Source organism: Ramlibacter sp. (assembly GCF_035627355.1).
Taxonomy (GTDB): domain Bacteria; phylum Pseudomonadota; class Gammaproteobacteria; order Burkholderiales; family Burkholderiaceae_C; genus Ramlibacter.
On sequence record NZ_DASPLW010000047.1, the window covers coordinates 1 to 16,696 of the forward strand.

General features: G+C 71.1%; 15 protein-coding genes. 8 read left to right on the forward strand and 7 right to left on the reverse strand.

The annotated features are described in order from the left end of the window. Positions 1-212: 212 nt before the first annotated feature. From VEC03_RS11925 to VEC03_RS11940, 4 genes are all read left to right on the forward strand, one after another. Positions 213-1,415 (forward strand): patatin-like phospholipase family protein, encoded by a 1,203-nt coding sequence (locus VEC03_RS11925; protein WP_324915450.1) that lies wholly within the window; start codon positions 213-215, stop codon positions 1,413-1,415. A 1-nt stretch (position 1,416) separates the two neighbouring features. After that, a complete protein-coding gene (locus VEC03_RS11930) occupies positions 1,417-2,079 on the forward strand; it encodes a TetR/AcrR family transcriptional regulator (RefSeq protein ID WP_324915452.1) in 663 nt (220 codons plus the stop codon). Positions 2,080-2,111: 32 nt separating this feature from the next. Then, complete coding sequence (locus VEC03_RS11935) at positions 2,112-2,885, forward strand: hypothetical protein (RefSeq protein ID WP_324915453.1); 774 nt, start codon at positions 2,112-2,114, stop codon at positions 2,883-2,885. 71 nt (positions 2,886-2,956) lie between these two features. Next, positions 2,957-3,430 (forward strand): hemerythrin domain-containing protein, encoded by a 474-nt coding sequence (locus tag VEC03_RS11940; RefSeq protein WP_324915455.1) that lies wholly within the window; start codon positions 2,957-2,959, stop codon positions 3,428-3,430. Between the two features lie 81 nt (positions 3,431-3,511). On the opposite strand, the gene VEC03_RS11945 is transcribed toward VEC03_RS11940, so the two are convergent. Next, positions 3,512-5,029: a wax ester/triacylglycerol synthase family O-acyltransferase gene (locus VEC03_RS11945; RefSeq protein ID WP_324915457.1), complete on the reverse strand. Its 1,518-nt coding sequence runs from the start codon at positions 5,027-5,029 to the stop codon at positions 3,512-3,514. 94 nt (positions 5,030-5,123) lie between these two features. On the opposite strand from VEC03_RS11945, the gene VEC03_RS11950 reads away from it, so the two are divergent. After that, positions 5,124-5,381 carry an acyl-CoA-binding protein gene (locus tag VEC03_RS11950; RefSeq protein WP_324915459.1) on the forward strand — a complete coding sequence of 86 codons (258 nt, stop codon included), beginning with the start codon at positions 5,124-5,126 and terminating at the stop codon, positions 5,379-5,381. Positions 5,382-5,423: 42 nt separating this feature from the next. Here the strand turns inward: VEC03_RS11950 and VEC03_RS11955 are convergent, their stop codons facing one another. Genes VEC03_RS11955 through argE form a run of 5 tightly spaced genes read right to left on the reverse strand, consistent with a single transcriptional unit; the run spans position 5,424 to position 11,374 of the window. Then, a complete protein-coding gene (locus VEC03_RS11955) occupies positions 5,424-6,626 on the reverse strand; it encodes a CaiB/BaiF CoA-transferase family protein (RefSeq protein ID WP_324915461.1) in 1,203 nt (400 codons plus the stop codon). 2 nt (positions 6,627-6,628) lie between these two features. Further along, complete coding sequence (locus VEC03_RS11960) at positions 6,629-7,030, reverse strand: polyhydroxyalkanoic acid system family protein (RefSeq protein WP_324915463.1); 402 nt, start codon at positions 7,028-7,030, stop codon at positions 6,629-6,631. After that, positions 7,023-8,126, reverse strand: a complete 1,104-nt coding sequence (locus tag VEC03_RS11965) for an aminopeptidase (protein WP_324915465.1) — start codon at positions 8,124-8,126, stop codon at positions 7,023-7,025. Before VEC03_RS11965 ends, VEC03_RS11960 begins: the two co-directional genes overlap by 8 nt. Beyond that, positions 8,123-10,177: a molybdopterin oxidoreductase family protein gene (locus VEC03_RS11970; protein ID WP_324915467.1), complete on the reverse strand. Its 2,055-nt coding sequence runs from the start codon at positions 10,175-10,177 to the stop codon at positions 8,123-8,125. Before VEC03_RS11970 ends, VEC03_RS11965 begins: the two co-directional genes overlap by 4 nt. A gap of 21 nt (positions 10,178-10,198) precedes the next feature. Beyond that, entirely contained in the window at positions 10,199-11,374 is a 1,176-nt protein-coding gene (gene argE / locus VEC03_RS11975; protein ID WP_324915468.1) for an acetylornithine deacetylase, read from the reverse strand. 84 nt (positions 11,375-11,458) lie between these two features. On the opposite strand from argE, the gene VEC03_RS11980 reads away from it, so the two are divergent. After that, complete coding sequence (locus VEC03_RS11980; protein ID WP_324915471.1) at positions 11,459-12,655, forward strand: M20 aminoacylase family protein; 1,197 nt, start codon at positions 11,459-11,461, stop codon at positions 12,653-12,655. Beyond that, positions 12,652-13,746: a M14 family metallopeptidase gene (locus tag VEC03_RS11985; RefSeq protein WP_324915473.1), complete on the forward strand. Its 1,095-nt coding sequence runs from the start codon at positions 12,652-12,654 to the stop codon at positions 13,744-13,746. Before VEC03_RS11980 ends, VEC03_RS11985 begins: the two co-directional genes overlap by 4 nt. A gap of 8 nt (positions 13,747-13,754) precedes the next feature. Here VEC03_RS11985 and VEC03_RS11990 read toward each other — a convergent pair whose 3' ends face one another. Beyond that, entirely contained in the window at positions 13,755-14,795 is a 1,041-nt protein-coding gene (locus VEC03_RS11990; RefSeq protein ID WP_324915475.1) for an adenosine deaminase, read from the reverse strand. A 112-nt stretch (positions 14,796-14,907) separates the two neighbouring features. Between VEC03_RS11990 and VEC03_RS11995 the strand changes: the two genes are divergently transcribed. Next, positions 14,908-16,689 carry a hypothetical protein gene (locus VEC03_RS11995; protein ID WP_324915477.1) on the forward strand — a complete coding sequence of 594 codons (1,782 nt, stop codon included), beginning with the start codon at positions 14,908-14,910 and terminating at the stop codon, positions 16,687-16,689. Positions 16,690-16,696: the final 7 nt, after the last annotated feature.

Sequence of the window (16,696 nt, forward strand, 5' to 3'; positions counted from 1 at the left end):
AACTGCAGATTCCTACAACCGTTCGGGCTGCAAGAAAGGACGGTCCAACTCGGGCGCCCAGTGCTCAGGCACGGGCTTCAACAACTGGCCCAGAGGCCGCTCGGGCTACCCGAGCTGGTCCGAGGCCTGAAGATACAAGGCGCGGCCCCGGGCCGCACGCCCTTGTTGCAACGCAACAGTCGCGGGCGGCGCTGCGGCCTAAACTGGCGCTCATGAGCACAAGCAGTACCGCGCCGCGCATCGCGCTGGCCCTGGCCGGCGGCGGCCCGCTCGGCGCCATCTACGAGATCGGGGCCCTGTGCGCGCTGGAGGAGTCGCTGCAGGGCATCGCCTTCAACCGGCTGCACCACTACGTCGGCGTGTCGGCCGGCGGCTTCATCGCGGCGGCGCTGGCCAATGGCTTCACGCCGCGCGAGCTGTGCGCCTCCTTCATCGAGAACAGCGGCGGCAGCGAGGTGTTCGACCCCGCCTGGCTGATGGTGCCGGCCTGGGGCGAGTTCCGGCACCGGCTGGCACGGCTGCCGCGGCTGGCCGCATCGGCGCTGTGGCGCGCCACCGGCGGCCGCAAGCCATTGACGCACGCCCTCGAGCAGCTCGGTCCCGTGCTGCCCACCGGCATCTTCTCCAACGAGGAGATCCACCGCCGGCTGGCCGAGGTGTTCTCGCGGCCCGGCCGCACCAACGATTTCCGCCAGCTGTCCACGCGGCTGACGCTGGTCGCGACCAACCTGGACACCGGCGAGGCGGCGCCCTTCGGCCAGCCCGGTTTCGACGACGTCCCCATCTCGCGTGCGGTGCAGGCCAGCGCCGCCCTGCCGGGGCTGTTCCCGCCGGTGCGGATCGGCGACGGTTTCTTCGTCGACGGCGCGCTCAAGAAGACCATGCATGCCAGCGTGGCGCTGGAGCAGGGCGCGGACCTGATGCTGTGCCTCAACCCGCTGGTGCCGTTCGATGCCGGCCGGGCCGGCGGGCGCGGCATCCCGCGCATCGTCGAAGGCGGGCTGCCGGCCGTGCTGAGCCAGACCTTCCGCTCCATGATCCACTCCCGCATGGCGCTCGGGATGAAGCACTACGAGCGCGCCTATCCGCACACCGACATCGTGCTGCTGGAGCCGGACCGGCGCGACCCGGAGCTGTACCTGGCCAACACCTTCAGCTACCGCCAGCGGCGCGAACTGGCCGAGCACGCCTACCAGCAGACGCGCGCGCTGCTGCGCGAGCGCCGGGCGGAGATCGAGCCGAAGCTGGCGCGGCACGGGGTGCGGCTGCGCGACGAGGTGCTGGGCGACGAACGCCGGCTGCTGGCGCTGACGCCGCCGGCCTCGCGCATCGGCAAGGCCATGGTCCGGCTGGAGGCCTCGCTGGACGACCTGGGGCGGCTGGTGCAGGCCGGCGCCGGAAAGGCCGCCGCCTAGGATGGCGAAGAAAGCCCCGCGCCGCACGGCCGAGCGCATCCTGGAGGTGACGCTCGACCTGTTCAACCGCTTCGGCGAGCCCAACGTGTCGACCACGCTGATCTCGGCCGAGATGAACATCAGCCCGGGCAACCTGTACTACCACTACCCGGCCAAGGAAGAACTGGTCAACTCGCTGTTCGAGCGCTACGAGCGCGCGCTGTCCGACCTGCTCAACGCCGCCGACAACGTGCGCGACGTCGAGGACGCCTGGTTCTTCCTGCACACCCTGTTCGAGCGGATCTGGGAGTACCGCTTCCTCTATCGCGACCTGAACGACCTGCTGTCGCGCAACCGCAAGCTGGAAACGCAGTTCCAGTCGGTGCTGAAGAACAAGACGCGGGCCCTGCGCGCGATGCTGGAGGGCATGAACCGCACCGGCAGCGCCAGCATCGATTCGCGCGAGGCCGGCCCCACCGCCGAGAGCATGGTGGTGGTGCTGACCTACTGGCTCAGCTTCGAGTACGTGCGCGACCCGCGCCGCGCGCTGGAACCCGAGAGCGCGCAGGCCGCACTGATGCGCGGCGCGCACCACGTGCTGCATCTGCTGGTACCCTATCTGCGTCCCGACCAGCGCGAACACCTGCTGGCCCTGGCCGGGGCCTATACGTCCGGCACACCCTGAGGCCGGCGCGGGCCACACCGGGAGACAAGCACGTGGGCAAGTGGGCGGCGTTCCCGCACCTGGGTGAATTCGGCTTCTGCGCGGACGACGTCCGCCGCAACTGGGCCCGCCTGCACGCCGGCGACGCCGAGCCGCTGCCGGCCGATCCGGCGGTGCTGGAAGCCTGGACACTGTTCCACCGGGGCGAATTCCAGCAGGCGGCGGAGGCCGGCCTCAAGGCCGGCGGCGGCGGCATCACGGCAGCCAACAAGGCCACCTGCATCTACGCCACCTACCTGGAGAAGAAGGAAAAGACCCGGCTGGAGCTGTTCCTGGAGACGGCGCAGCGCGCCCGGGCGCAGGCCACGCGCGAGCCGAACAACGCGAGCGCCTGGCACCTGCACGGCTACGCGCTGGGCCGCTACAGCCAGGCCATCAGCGTCGCCAAGGCCCTGGCCCAGGGGCTGGGCGGCCAGGTCAAGGAATCGCTGGAGAAGGCCATCAAGCTCAACCCGCGCCACGCCGATGCCCACGTGGCGCTGGGCGCCTTCCACGCCGAGGTGATCGACAAGGTGGGCCCGCTGATCGGCGGCATGACCTACGGCGCCAAGAAGGAGACCGGGCTGACGCTGTTCCGGCAGGCCCTCGAACTCAATCCCGGCTCGGCCATCGCCCTGATCGAGTACGCCAACGGGCTGGTGATGCTGGAAGGCGACGAGCGGATGGCCGAGGCCACCGCCCTGTACGAGCGGGCCGCCGCCCTGCAGCCGATGGACGCGGCGCAGCGGCTGGACGTCGCGCTGGCCCAGGCCGAACTGCAGGCGTAGGCCGCGGCTGGGCTGCACGCGGCGGCCTCGGCCTACACCCCGCAAGCGGCCGGCCGCCGAGACTGGCGGCCATGGACATCTTCGACGCCCTCCTCCAGAGCCACGAACAGCAGCGGGCCATCTGCAAGCGCCTGCTCTCCGCCATCGGCGAACCGGAACAGCGCCGCCAGGTGCTGGACGAACTCAAGGTCGAGATGGCCGCGCACGAAACCGCCGAGGAGCGCACGTTCTACGTGCCGCTGTTCGCGCACGACGAAACCGTGGATGCCGCGCGGCACGGCATCGCCGAGCACCACGAGATGGACGAGATGGTCGAGGACCTGGAGCAGGCCGACCCCGGCTCGCCCGAGTGGCTGGAGAGCATCGGCAAGCTGGTGCAGAAACTGGAACACCACCTGCAGGAAGAGGAAGAGAAGTTCTTCCCGCAGGCGCGCGAGGTGCTGTCACGCGGCCAGCAGAAGGCGCTGGGCGAGCCCTACCGGGAAGAGCACGAACGGCTGGCAGCGAAGGAGGAAGAGGAGCAGGAGCGCGCGCAGCAGCACTGAGGTTTCGTCATCCCCGCGTAGGCGGGGATCCAGGGCTTCCGGTTTCGCGAGCGCCGCAGGCGCGCTACGTATCGGGGACGCCTACTCCTCCCCCCACGGCAGCATCAGCGTCAGCCAGGACAGCTTGGCGAACTCCGGCGCGAACGCGTCGATGATCTTCTGCGGCTGCGGGCACAGGGCGGCGTCGGTGATCACGCCGAACTGCACGTGGCCGCCATAGCTCAGGATGGACACACCCAGGCCGATGTTGCCGGACTGCGGCACCCAGAACATGCACTGCTCCAGCGTGGCGCCCAGCAGGCGCAGCGTGTCGCGCGGGCCGGGCACGTTGGTCATGACCGCCGTGGTCTTGTCGCTGAACAGGCCCAGGATCGCGTCCTGCGCCGGCTTGACCAGCAGGCCGGCCACCGTCAGCACCGCGAAGGCCAGCAGCGGCTGCGTGCTGCCCTTGAGTTCGTTCATGCGCCGGCGCACCTCGTAGACGCGCTCCACCGGGTTGTCCAGCCCGATCGGCAGCACCAGCGGCACCAGCCCGAAATGGTTGCCCAGCTTCCAGGCCTGGTCCATGGGCCGCAGGTTGACCGGCACCATGGCGCGGATCTCCTTGCCGGCCGGATCGTCGCCCTGGCCCAGCAGGTACTGGCCGATCGCGCCCGAGACGCAGGACAGCAGCACGTCATTGATCGAGCAGTTGAGCGCCTTGCCCACCGCCTTGACCTCGTCCAGCGGGAGGGGCTCGCACCAGGCCACGCGCTTGCGGCCGGACGGCTGGCCCTTGAGCAGCGTCTTCGAGTCGTCCGGCATCAGCAGCAGCGAACCGGCGTCGCTGAGCACCTGCCACGCCAGCCGCGCGAGTTCGACCGAGCCCTCCAGTCCGGCGTGCGGATCGCCCAGCAGGTGCAGCGAGCGCGCGGCGCCGTCGCCGGCGGCGTCCAGCGCCTTGACGGCGAGGCCGGTGAAGGGCTTGAGCAGCGCGTCGGCGATCCAGTCCTCGGGCCCCTGGGCCTCGCGCGGCTTGCGCTGGGGCGGCGGCGCGCCGCCGTCGACCAGCGACAGCGCCACCGAGATCAGCGCGATGCCGTCGGCGATGCAGTGGTGGATGCGCACGATCAGCGCGCTGCCGCCGTCGTAGCCCTCCACCAGGTGGATGCGCCACAGCGGCAGGCGGCGGTCCAGCGGCTGCATGGCGAGCTCGCCCACGCGCGCCTGCAACGCGGCCTGGGCGCCCCCCTTGCGGCTGCGGGGCAACTTTTCGCGCACCACCAGCTGCCGCACGTCCAGGTCCGGCGTGTCCACCCAGCTCGCGCCGGCGGCGTCCTCCACCACGTGCTGGCGGAAGCGCGGGTACTTCATCAGGCGCTCTTCCACCCGGTGGCACAGGGCCTCGTAGGCTATGCCCGGGCGCAGCGTCCACACGCCCAGGATCATCATCAGGTTGTGGTCGCTGTCCATCCGCAGCCAGGCGGTGTCGACCTTGCTCATGCGCTCGCCGGCCAGGCCGAGCACGCCGCGAGCCGCACGGGTGGCCTTCTTCACCGCCCCGCGGGCGGCGCGCTGGGCGGCTTGCTGGGCGACGTCGCGGACGATGCGGGTGACCATGGCGAAAGGTCCTTGTCGGTGGGGGATCAGGGGCCGATTGTGGGTGCGGGCCGCAGCTTAAGATACCGCGGACTTTCCCACAGGAGCATCCACCATGGCCGACCTCAAAGCCGAATTCGAATCCGCCGTCGCCAATTCCAAGACCCTGAGCGAGCGCCCGGACAACGCCACGCTGCTGAAGATCTACGGCCTGTACAAGCAGGCCACCCAGGGCGACAACGGCGAGAAGAAGCCGGGTTTCGGCGACATGGTGGGCCGCGCCAAGTGGGACGCCTGGAACGCGCTGAAGGGCACCTCCAGCGAGGACGCGATGCAGCAGTACGTGGACTTGATCAACTCGCTGCGGGGGTAACGAAAGGAGGACGGGGATGACCGGTTGCCGAAAGGCTCCCCGCTACCCCACCACTCCCCGCTCCCGCAACGCCGTGATCTGCTCCGGCGTCAGGCCGACCTCCCGCAGCACCGCATCCGTGTCCTGCCCCAGCGCCGGCGCGTTGCGGCGGTGGCCGCCCGGCGTGCGCGAGAGCTTGGGTACCACGCCGGGCACGTCCAGACGGCTGCCGTCGTCCAGCGCCACTTCCTGGATCATCCCCCGCGCCCGGTAGTGCGGGTCGGCCGCGATGTCGGCCACGGTGTAGATGCGGCCGGCCGGCACCTTGGCCGCATCCAGCGCGGCCAGCACCTCGTCGACCGTGTGCCGCGCCGCCCACTCGCCGATGGCGCCGTCGATCTCCTCCACCCGCGCCACCCGGCCGGTGTTGGACGCCAGGCCCGGATCGGCGCCGAGGTCGGCACGCCCGATCACGTTCATCAGCCGCCGGAAGATGCTGTCGCCGTTGCCGGCCACCAGCGCGTAGCCGCCATCGCTGCAGCGGTAGGCGTTGGTCGGCGCGATGCCCGGCATGGCGCTGCCGGCCGGCTGGCGCACCACGCCGAAGGCGCTGTACTCGGGCAGCAGGCTTTCCATGCAGTTGAACACCGACTCGTACAGCGCCACGTCCACCACCTGGCCGCGGCCGCTGGCCTGGCGCTCCTGCAGCGCCAGCAGGATGCCGATCACGCCGTGCAGCGCCGCCAGCGTGTCGCCGATCGACACGCCGACGCGCACCGGCACCCGGCCGGGTTCGGCGGTCAGGTGGCGCAGGCCGCCCATGGCCTCGGCCACCACGCCGAAACCGGGCCGGTCGCGATAGGGTCCGGTCTGCCCGTAGCCGCTGACGCGCAGCACGACCAGGCGCGGGTTGCGCTCCAGCAGCGTGTCGGGCCCCAGGCCCCAGCCCTCCAGCGCGCCGGGACGGAAGTTCTCGATCAGCACGTCGGCCTCGGCAGCGAGCCGGCGCACGATGTCCTGCGCCGCCGGTTCCTTCAGGTCCAGCGCGACGGAGCGCTTGTTGCGCGACTGCACCTGCCACCACACCGAGGTGCCGTCCTTGAGCAGGCGCCACTGGCGCAGCGGGTCGCCGGCACCGGGCGGCTCCACCTTGACCACCTCGGCGCCGAAGTCGGCCAGCGTCTTGGCCGCGAACGGGCCGGCGATCAGCTGGCCCAGTTCCAGCACCTTCAGGCCCGCCAGCGGGCCGGCGGATGGGGCTTGCACGATCAGGCCTTGCGGCTGCGCGCCGCCGCCTTGGCCGGCTTGGCGGCCGCCTTGCCCTTCGAGTGGCGGGCGGTCGCTTCGGCCACGCCGTGCTCGAACGCCTTGACCGGGTCGCCCTGCTGCAGCAGTTCGTCGAGGTTGCGCGTGATCTCGGTCTCGATGCGGTCCTTGAAGGCGCCCAGCAGCAGCCCGAGCCTCGCATGCAGCTCGAAGCGGTTGCGGGTGACGCGCAGTTCCCCGTTCACGCCCGAGCGGGTGAAGCTGACCAGGTCCGAGGTCTTGCCCTCCTCGTAGGTGCATTCCATGTCGAGCTTGTCCTCGGCCGCCTCGGCCCACTTGAAGGCCAGCTCGCGGGCGCGCGGCAGCCCCAGGCTGTGCTCGCGTTCGATGTGGATGTCAGGCACGGCCCTTCTCCTTGTCTTTCAGGTAGTCGTGTCGTTCGGCCTTGGGCAGCTTGGACAGCCGTTTCGCTTCGGCGTAGAAGCGGTCCCAGTCGCCACCCAGCGATTGGAACAGGGCCTCGAAGCCGGGCACCAGTTCGTCGTAGGCCTTCTGCGCGCCGAAGGAGGCATTGTTCGCCTGCGCGACCCAGTTGTCGTAACCGCGCAGCCGGGCCGGCTCCACGCCCCAGCTGTCGCGCAGGCGCTGGTACTCGGCCCGGAATCCGGCCAGCACCTGCGCCTTGCGGCGCCGCACTTCCTCGTCGCCCAGCGACGCCCGTTCCTCGTAGACCGCATCCAGCTTCTCGCGGGTCGCGCGGGTCAGCGCGCGGAAATCGCGCCGGCGGCCGTCGTACTTCGCGTAGTCGGCGCGGGCCTCGGGCGAGGCCTGCTCCTGCAGCCAGCGCTGCACGCCCAGCCGCTCCACCGCGGTGGCGAAGGACTCGTTGAACATGGTGTCGTCGCGCGCGTACAGCACCTGGTGCGCCAGCTCATGGAAGATCAGCCGGGCCAGTTCGCCCTCGGGGTAGTGGATGAAGGTGTTCAGCAGCGGGTCGCCGCCGGCCCAGTTCAGCCAGCCCAGCGTGGAATAGGCCGGCACCGGATAGGTGCTGGCTTCCAGGCCTTCCTCGCGCAGCTCCGCCGCCTCGGCCTTGGCGGCCTCCTCGTCGAAGTAGCCGCGATAGCTGACGCAGCCGGTGACCGGGAAGCACCAGGTCTTGAGCGTGAGCGAGAACTCCGGCGCCGCCACCACGTTCCAGATCACGGCGCTGCGCTGCAGGTCGGCGTAGCGGCGGTAGCTGGGGTTGTCGGGCAGGTGCAGTTCGCCCGAGGCGAAGGCGCGGATGCGCTGGCTCAGCTTGAGCCGCTCCTTCAGGCGCTGCGACGCGTGGTCGTCGCCCAGCCAGTCCTGCACCGGGCGCGAGGCGCTCATCACGCGCAGGTGCCCGGTGGCCGACTGCCAGTAGTAGCCCAGGTTGGCGCAGCCGGACAGGCACAGCAGCGAAGCCGCCACCGCCGCCACACCCAGCACCGACGCCACCAGCCACCTGCCCTTCACGCCGGCTGCACGTCCACCAGGCAGTCGTAGAACACCGGGCCCGCGCCCAGGTCCGTCAGGCGCTGGCTGGTGAGCTGGTTGACGTTGGTGCCGTCCAGCCCGAACTTGCGCCACCACACGCCCAGGCCGTTGACCACGCCCGGGCGGGCGCGCTCGCACACCTGGGCCTTGCAGCGGTGCTCGCCGCGGTCGTTGAACACGCGCACCACGGCGCCGTCGGCGATGCCGCGGGCCAGCGCATCCTGCGGATGGATCTCCAGCAGCGGCTCGCGCTCGATGGCACGCAGGCTGTCGACGTTGACGAAGCTGGAGTTGAGGAAGTTGCGCGCCGGCGGCGAGATCATGGCCAGCGGGTAGCGCGGCGAGCTGCCGAAGGCCTCGTGGTTGGGCACGTGGTCGGGCAGGCCATCGAGGCCCTGCCGCGCCAGCGCGGCGCTGAAGAACTCGCAGCGGCCGGACGCGGTCGGGAAGTTGCCCTGCGCGAACGGCGCGTCGGGCACCGGCAGGGGCGCGAAGCCGGTGCGCAGCAGTTCGTCGAAATCGATGCGGCCGGCGCAGGCCTGGCGGCAGATCGCCTCGTCGCTGTCGGCGAAGCAGGGGTCGGTGAACCCCATGCGGGCGGCCAGCTCGCGGAAGATCTGCGAATTGGGCTTGGACTCGCCGAGCGGTGCGATGGCCGGGCGATTGAGCAGCACGTCGGTGTGGCCGTACGCGGTGTGCAGGTCCCAGTGCTCCAGCTGGGTGGTGGCCGGCAGGATGTAGTCGGCGTAATCGGCCGTGTCGGTGCGGAAGTGCTCCAGCACCACGGTGAACAGGTCCTCGCGCGCGAAGCCGCGCACCACCTGCGCCGAGTCGGGCGCCACCGCCACCGGGTTGCAGTTGTAGACGACCACGGCCTCGATGCGCGGCCCGAAGGCGGGCGACGAGGGCCGCTGCAGGTCGTCGCCGATGGTGACCATGTTGATGGTGCGCGGCCGGCGCCCGGCCAGCAGGTCGGGCCGCTGCACCGCCGCCCGGTCCAGGGTCGACCAGCCCGAGCTGGACAGCAGCACGCCGCCGGCCCGGTCGCGCCAGGCGCCCACCAGCGCTGGCAGGCAGGCCACCGCGCGGGCCGCGTTGCCGCCGCCGTGCACGCGCTGCATGCCGTAGTTCAGGCGGATCGCGGCCGGGCGGATGGTCCCGTAGTCACGCGCCAGGTCGCGGATGCGCTGCGCATCGATGCCGCAGACGGCGGCGGCCCGCTCCGGCGTCCAGCGCAAGGCGCGCTCGCGCAGCGCCTCCCACCCCAGCGTGTGCTGCGCGATGTAGTCGTGGTCCAGCCAGTCGTTGCGGACCAGCTCGTGCATCAGCGCCAGCGCCAGCGCGGCGTCGGTGCCGGGCAGGATCTGCAGGTGCTCGTGGCACTTCTCGGCGGTCTCGGTGCGGCGCGGGTCTATGCACACCAGCCTGGCGCCCTGGCGCTTGGCCTCCTGCGCCAGCCGCCAGAAATGCAGGTTGCTGGTGATGGAGTTGCTGCCCCAGATGAGGATCAGCTTCGCCTCGGCGAAGAACTCCACCCTCATGCCGACCTTGGCGCCCAGCGTGTGCGCCAGGGCGGCGGAGCCGGCCACCGAGCAGATGGTGCGATCGAGCAGCGAAGCGCCCAGCCGGTTGAAGAAGCGTGCCGCCATGCCCTCGCCCTGCACCACGCCCATGGTGCCGCAGTAGCTGTAGGGCAGGATGCCCTGCGGGTCCCGGGCGGCGATGGCGCCGAGGCGCGCCGCGATGTCCTGCAGCGCCTCGTCCCAGCCCACCGGCTCGAAGCGGCCGGACCCCTTGGGGCCGATGCGGCGCAGCGGCCGCAGCACGCGCTCGGGGTGGTAGGTGCGCTCGACGTAGCGCGAGACCTTGGCGCACAGCACGCCATCGGTGGGGCGGTGGTCCGGATTGCCCTGCACCCGCACGGCGACGCCGCCTTCGACGGTCGTCAGCAGCGAGCAGGTGTCGGGACAGTCGTGCGGGCAGGCGCCGCGCACCTGCTGCGATACCTGGGCGCCGGCGACGTTGGTCATGGCGGTGCTCACGGATTCACCTCAGCCCACTTCCTGGGTCGATGCCAGGCCGTGCAGGAAGGCTTCGCAGCGGGCCAGCTGCTCCAGGCTCACGTACTCGTCCGGCTGGTGCGCCTGGACGATGCTGCCGGGCCCGCACACCACCGTCGGGATACCGGCGTTGCGGAACAGCCCGGCCTCGGTGCCGAAGGCCACCAGGGTGGTGCGCGGCTCGCCCGACAGGCGCAACGCCAGCCGGGTCACCGGCTCGGCGGCCGAGCTCTGGAAGCTGGGAATTTCGCAGATCGTCTCGAAGCGGAAGCCGGCGTCCGGCGCCACCTGCTGCATGGCCGGCTCCAGCGAGCGCGCGTAATCCACCACCTGCCGCTGCATGGCCTGGGCATCGGCGGTGGGCAGGTCGCGGAACTCGTAGCGGAACTCGGCGTCGCGCGGCACCACGTTGTCGGCGATGCCGCCATGGAACTGGCCCACGCTGGCGGTGGAGAACGGCACGTCGAAGCCTTCGTAGCGCGGCTCCTCGCGCTCGAAGCCCTCGGCCATGTCGCGCAGGCGGCCGATCACCCGCGCGGCCATCTCGATCGCGTTGACCGAGTGCGGCGTCAGCGAGGAGTGCGCCTCCTTGCCGCGCACGCAGCAGCGGTAGCGGTAGACGCCCTTGTGCGCGATCGCCGGCACCATGGAGGTGGGCTCGCCCACGATGCAGGCCAGCGGCCGGATGCCCGCCTCGCGCAGGTCGGCGATCAGCTCGCGCACGCCGAAGCAGCCGATCTCCTCCTCGTAGCTGAAGGCGAAATGGATGGCGAACGGCGCGTCGGACGCGAGGAACGCCGGCGCATGGGCCAGCGCCAGCGCGATGAAGCTCTTCATGTCGGCCGAGCCGCGGCCGTAGAGCCGGCCGTCGCGCACGGTGGCCGACAGCGGGTCGACCGACCAGTCCTGGCCGTCCCAGGGCACGGTGTCGGTGTGGCCGGACAGGATGACGCCGGCGGGCTTGCCCTCGCCCAGCGTGGCGAACAGGTTGGCCTTGTTGCGCTCGGCGTTGAACGTCAGGCGCGAGGACACGCCCAGCCTGCCGAGCTCGTCGCGGATGAAGTGGATGAGCTCGAGGTTGCTGCGGTCGCTGACCGTGTTCATGCGCACCAGGGCCTGCGCCAGTTCCAGGGCGCGGGGCGAAAGCGTGGGGGAAGCAGCGGCCATGGTCCGATTGTCGCGGATAGCCCTGATACCGGCGGCCGCGCCACGGGCTAGACTGACCGGCTCGCACATCCGAAGTTCCAGCCCATGAACGTCCTCGACTCCATCGTCAGCCAGGCCGCGGCCATTTCCGCCGTGCGCCGGGACCTGCACGCCCATCCCGAACTGTGCTTCCAGGAAGTGCGCACCGCCGACGTCGTGGCCGCCAAGCTGACCGAATGGGGCATCCCCATCCACCGCGGCCTGGGTACCACCGGCGTGGTGGGCATCGTCAAGGGCGGCGACAACCCGCGCGCGATCGGGCTGCGCGCCGACATGGACGCGCTGCCCATGCAGGAGTTCAACACCTTCGCCCACGCCAGCCGGCACGCCGGCCGCATGCACGCCTGCGGCCACGACGGCCACACCGCCATGCTGCTGGCGGCGGCCCAGCACCTGGCCCGGAACCGCAACTTCGACGGCACCGTCTACCTGATCTTCCAGCCGGCCGAGGAAGGCGGAGGCGGTGCGCGCGAGATGATCAAGGATGGGCTGTTCCGCCAGTTCCCCATGGAAGCGGTGTTCGGCATGCACAACTGGCCCGGCATGCCGGTCGGCCAGTTCGCGGTGAGCCCGGGGCCGGTGATGGCCTCGTCCAACGAGTTCAGGATCACCATCCGCGGCAAGGGCAGCCACGCCGCCCTGCCGCACAACGGCATCGACCCGGTGCCGGTCGCCTGCCAGATGGTGCAGGCCTTCCAGACCATCATCAGCCGCAACAAGAAGCCGGCCGACGCGGGCGTGATCTCGGTGACCATGATCCACGCCGGCGAGGCCACCAACGTGGTGCCCGACAGCTGCGAGCTGCAGGGCACGGTCCGCACCTTCACCAACGAGGTGCTGGACCTGATCGAGCAGCGCATGAAGCAGGTCGCCGAGCACGTCTGCGCCGCGCACGACGCGCAGTGCGAGTTCCAGTTCGTGCGCAACTACCCGCCGACGGTGAACGCCGCGGCGGAAGCGGCGTTCTGCCGCGAGGTGATGGCCTCCATCGTCGGCGAGGCCAACGTGCTGGTGCAGGAACCGACCATGGGCGCGGAGGACTTCGCCTTCATGCTGCAGGAAAAGCCGGGCGCCTACTGCTTCATCGCCAACGGCGACGGCGCCCACCGCGAGATGGGCCACGGCGGCGGGCCCTGCATGCTGCACAACCCCAGCTACGACTTCAACGACGAGTTGATCCCGCTGGGCGCCACCTACTGGGTGCGGCTGGCCGAGGCGTGGTTCGCCAGGGGGCACGCATGAAGCTGGACGACTGCTTCTCCGACAGCTACGCGCAGGCGCGCCGCAAGTTCCTCGATGCGGCGGCCGATGCCGGCCTGCAGGTGGAGTCCCGCATCCATCCGGAACGGGGCCGTGACGGCGAAGAGCTGGCAATGGACGTGGTGCGCGACGGCCCGGTCGACGCCACGGCGCTGCTGGTGCTGTCCAGCGCCTGCCACGGTGTCGAAGGCTTCTGCGGCAGCGGCGTGCAGGTGGCCGCCCTGCGCGATGCGCAGTGGCGCGAGCAGGCGCGCGGCAAGGGCGTCGCGGTGCTGTACGTGCACGCGCTCAACCCCTACGGCTTCTCGCACATCCGGCGCACCACGCAAGAGAACGTGGACCTGAACCGCAACTTCCACGACTTCACCAAGCCGCTGCCGAAGAACCCCGGCTACGCGGAACTGCATCCGCTGATGTTCCCGGACCACTGGCCACCCTCACCGGAGAACGAGGCGAAGCTGCAGGCCTGGGTCGAGAAGAACGGCGCCGCCGCCTACCAGGCCGCCATCAGCAGCGGCCAGCACGAGTTCCCGGACGGCATGTACTACGGCGGCCTAGGTCCGACCTGGAGCAACCGCACGCTGCGCGAGGTGCTGCGCGCGCACGGGCGCACCCTGCGCCGCATCGGCTGGATCGACTTCCATACCGGGCTGGGCCCCAGCGGCCTGGGCGAGCGCATCTACGCCGGGCCGGACGACGCCGACGAAGTGGCGCGGGTGCGCAGCTGGTGGGACGGCGGCGGCCAGACGCCGGTGACCTCCATCTACGACGGCTCGTCCACCTCCTCGAAGCTCACCGGGATGATGTGGACCTGCGTGGGTGACGAGTGCCCCGATGCCGAGTACACCGGCATCGCCATGGAATACGGCACCCAGCCGCTGCAGCAGGTCCTGCAGGCGGTGCGCGCCGAGCACTGGCTGAACCAGCACCCGGAAGCCACGCCGGAGCTGGCTGCTTCGATCAAGCGCCAGATGCTGGAGGCCTTCTACACCGACACGCCCGAATGGCGGCAGCGCATCTGGGAACAGGCGCGCGAGGCGATGGGGCAGGCGGTGGAGGGATTGGGACGCTGATCGGCGCCTCAGGCAAAGCCCGCGAACACCTCGTCCAGCTGCTCGCGCCACCGGCGCTTCTGCTCCGGCCCGACGAAGCTGGCCTCGAAGCTGTTGTTGGCCAGTTGCCAGGCCTGCTGCGCCGACAGCCCCGTGGCCTCGAAGGTCTGCAGGAAGTTGTCGTTCAGGTAGCCGCCGAAGTAGGCCGGGTCGTCCGAATTGACCGTCACGGCCAGGCCGGCTTCCAGCAGCTGGCGGATGTTGTGGTCCTGCAGGCGCGGGAACACGCACAGCTTCAGGTTGGACAGCGGGCACACCGTCAGCGGCACCTGCTCCTGCGCCAGCCGGCGCATCAACCGCGCATCCTTGCTGGATTGCACGCCATGGTCGATGCGCTCGACCTTCAGCACGTCCAGCGCGGTCCACACGTACTCGGGCGGGCCCTCCTCGCCGGCGTGAGCGACACGGTGCAGGCCCAGCTCGCCGCAGCGCGCGAACACGCTCGCGAACTTCTCCGGCGGGTGGCCGACCTCGCTGGAATCGAGTCCCACGCCGATGAACCGGTCTCGGAACGGCAGCGCCTGCTCCAGGGTCTCGAAGGCCTGCGCCTCGCTCAAGTGGCGCAGGAAGCACAGGATCAGGGACGCGCTCACGCCCAGCTGCGTGCGGGCCTGCTCGCAGGCGCGGTGCAGGCCGTTGACCACCGTCTCCATCGCGATCCCGCGCGCGGTGTGGGTCTGGGGGTCGAAGAAGATCTCGGCGTGCACCACGTTGTCGGCGCGCGCCTTCTCCAGGTAGGCCCAGGCCATGTCGAAGAAGTCCTGCTCGGTGACCAGGACGCTGGCGCCGGCGTAGTAGATGTCCAGGAAGCTTTGCAGGTTGGTGAAGGCGTAGGCGCGCCGCAGCTCCTCGACGCTGGCGTAGGGGATCGCCACGCCGTTGCGCTGCGCCATCCGGAAGATCAGCTCCGGCTCCAGCGAACCTTCGATGTGGATGTGCAGTTCGGCCTTGGGCATGCGGCGCAGCAGCTCGGGCAGGCGGTCGGCGGCAATGGCGGGGATCTCGGCCATCAGGGGCTCCATTCGGTGATCTCCCGACTCTACCTGCAGTGCCGCACGTGTATGCTGGCGCGCCTGCGGCCGAGCACTCGGCTCGCCGTCCGGGCACCCCCTCCCGCGAGCCGTGACCACCCATCCACTTCCCGTGCCGGCCGCCCGCCGGCGACGCCTCGCGGCCGTGCTGCGCGGCACGACCTGCTGCGCCTTTGCGCTCCTCCCGCTGGCCGATGCGGCCGCCCTGTCGATCGGGCGCGTCCAGGGCTCGCCTCTGCTCGGCCGGGCCTTGCAGGTGGCGGTGCCGGTCGCCTTCCATCCGGGCGAGCAGCTAGCCTGCGTGCGCGGCGAGCTGCAGCAGCCCGATACCGCGCCCGCCGCGCTCGACGTGCGGATCGAGGCGATCGGCGAAGGCCAGGCCCTGCTGCGCCTGTCCTCCTCGGCCCTGGTGGTCGAGCCGGTGGTCACGGTGAAGGTGGTGGTGGGCTGCCAGGACCAGCTCACGCACAGCTACGTGCTGCTGGCCGACCCGCCGCCGCAGCGCGAGGTGCTGCCGGTGCTGCCCGTGGCCGCTGCGGCGACCGCTTCCGTGCCGGTCGCGCGGGTCGCCGAAGCCGCGCGTGCACCCGCTGCGCAGCCGCAGGCCCGATCGGCCGCGGCCGATCCAGTTCGGCGTCCAGCGGCCAGGCCCGCCAAACCGGTCCCTGCGAAGGCCAAGGCTGCGAAACCGCCGGCCCGGACAGTGCCTCCGCCAGCGCCGCGCACGCAAGTCACGGCCAGCCCTGCGCCGTCGAAACCGTCCGGGACGACGCAGGCCAAGCCGCCTTCCGGAGCGGCGTCCGGCATGCCGTCCGCAGCCGCGCAGTCGCGCCTGGAGGTCGACCTGCTCGATCTCCCGGCCGACCCGGCACCGGCCCTCAAGCCCACCGGCGAGATGTCGCCACCGCCGGTGAGCGAACTCACGCGCCCCGAGACCGCCCCCGCGCGCGACGGGCTGCAGGCCGCACTCGACCCCCAGGCCGCCGCTGCCAAGGAGGCCGCTGTGCAGGCCGAGCTGCGCAAGCTGCGCGAGCAACTCGAACGGCAGTCCGCGCAGTTGCAGGCGTTGAACGACGAGCGCGAGCTGACGCGCACTCTCGCAGCCGGCATTGCGGCCGCCCTCGCGCTGGCGCTGGGTGCGCTGCTGTGGCGCCGCTCGCACGCACCGGCCGGCCAGCGACGCTGGTGGCAGGCGAGCCGGCCGGACGCGTCCGCCACCTCCGCCCTGCCCAGTTCCCTGTTTCCCAGCTGGGCCCCGGAGAGTGCCGCCGCCGACAGCCTGCCGGCGCCCGCCGCCTTGGCGGCGCAAGCGGCCGCAACGCCGGCCGAGGAGCGCACCCAGGTCATGAGCGCCACCGAACTCGCGGCCGCGATCCAGTCGGTGGCGCCCCCGGCCCCGCCGCCGCCCGCGGTCGAGGAGCTCTCGCGGGTCAAGGAACTCTCGCATCCCGACCTGGACCTGGACTTCAGCTCGCTCCACGCCGAACGGGCGGCCGTGGTCCAGCCCGAGGTGCTGGCTGACCTGGACGCCGGCGAAGCCGCGCTGCAGGTCCCGGCCCTGGCCACTGAACCGGCACCGGAGCCCACGCCCACTCCGCACGAGATCGATTGGGAGGCTCCGGTGCTGCCCGGGCTCGGCGAAACCTCGACCGAAGTTGCGGCGGCACCCACGCCAGCTGCTGCGCCGGAAGCGCCCATGCTGCCGGAGCTCGATTTCGGCAATTTCGGAGCCGGTGCCGCCGACACCCTCGCCGTCGCTGCAGCCCCCGTCGAGGCACCCGTTGCCGCCAAGGCCGATGACAACAGCCTGGACTTCGACCTGGACCTCGACCTGCCCGCTTCGACCGGCGCCGACGCCCGTCCCAAGGCCTAGGAACGAC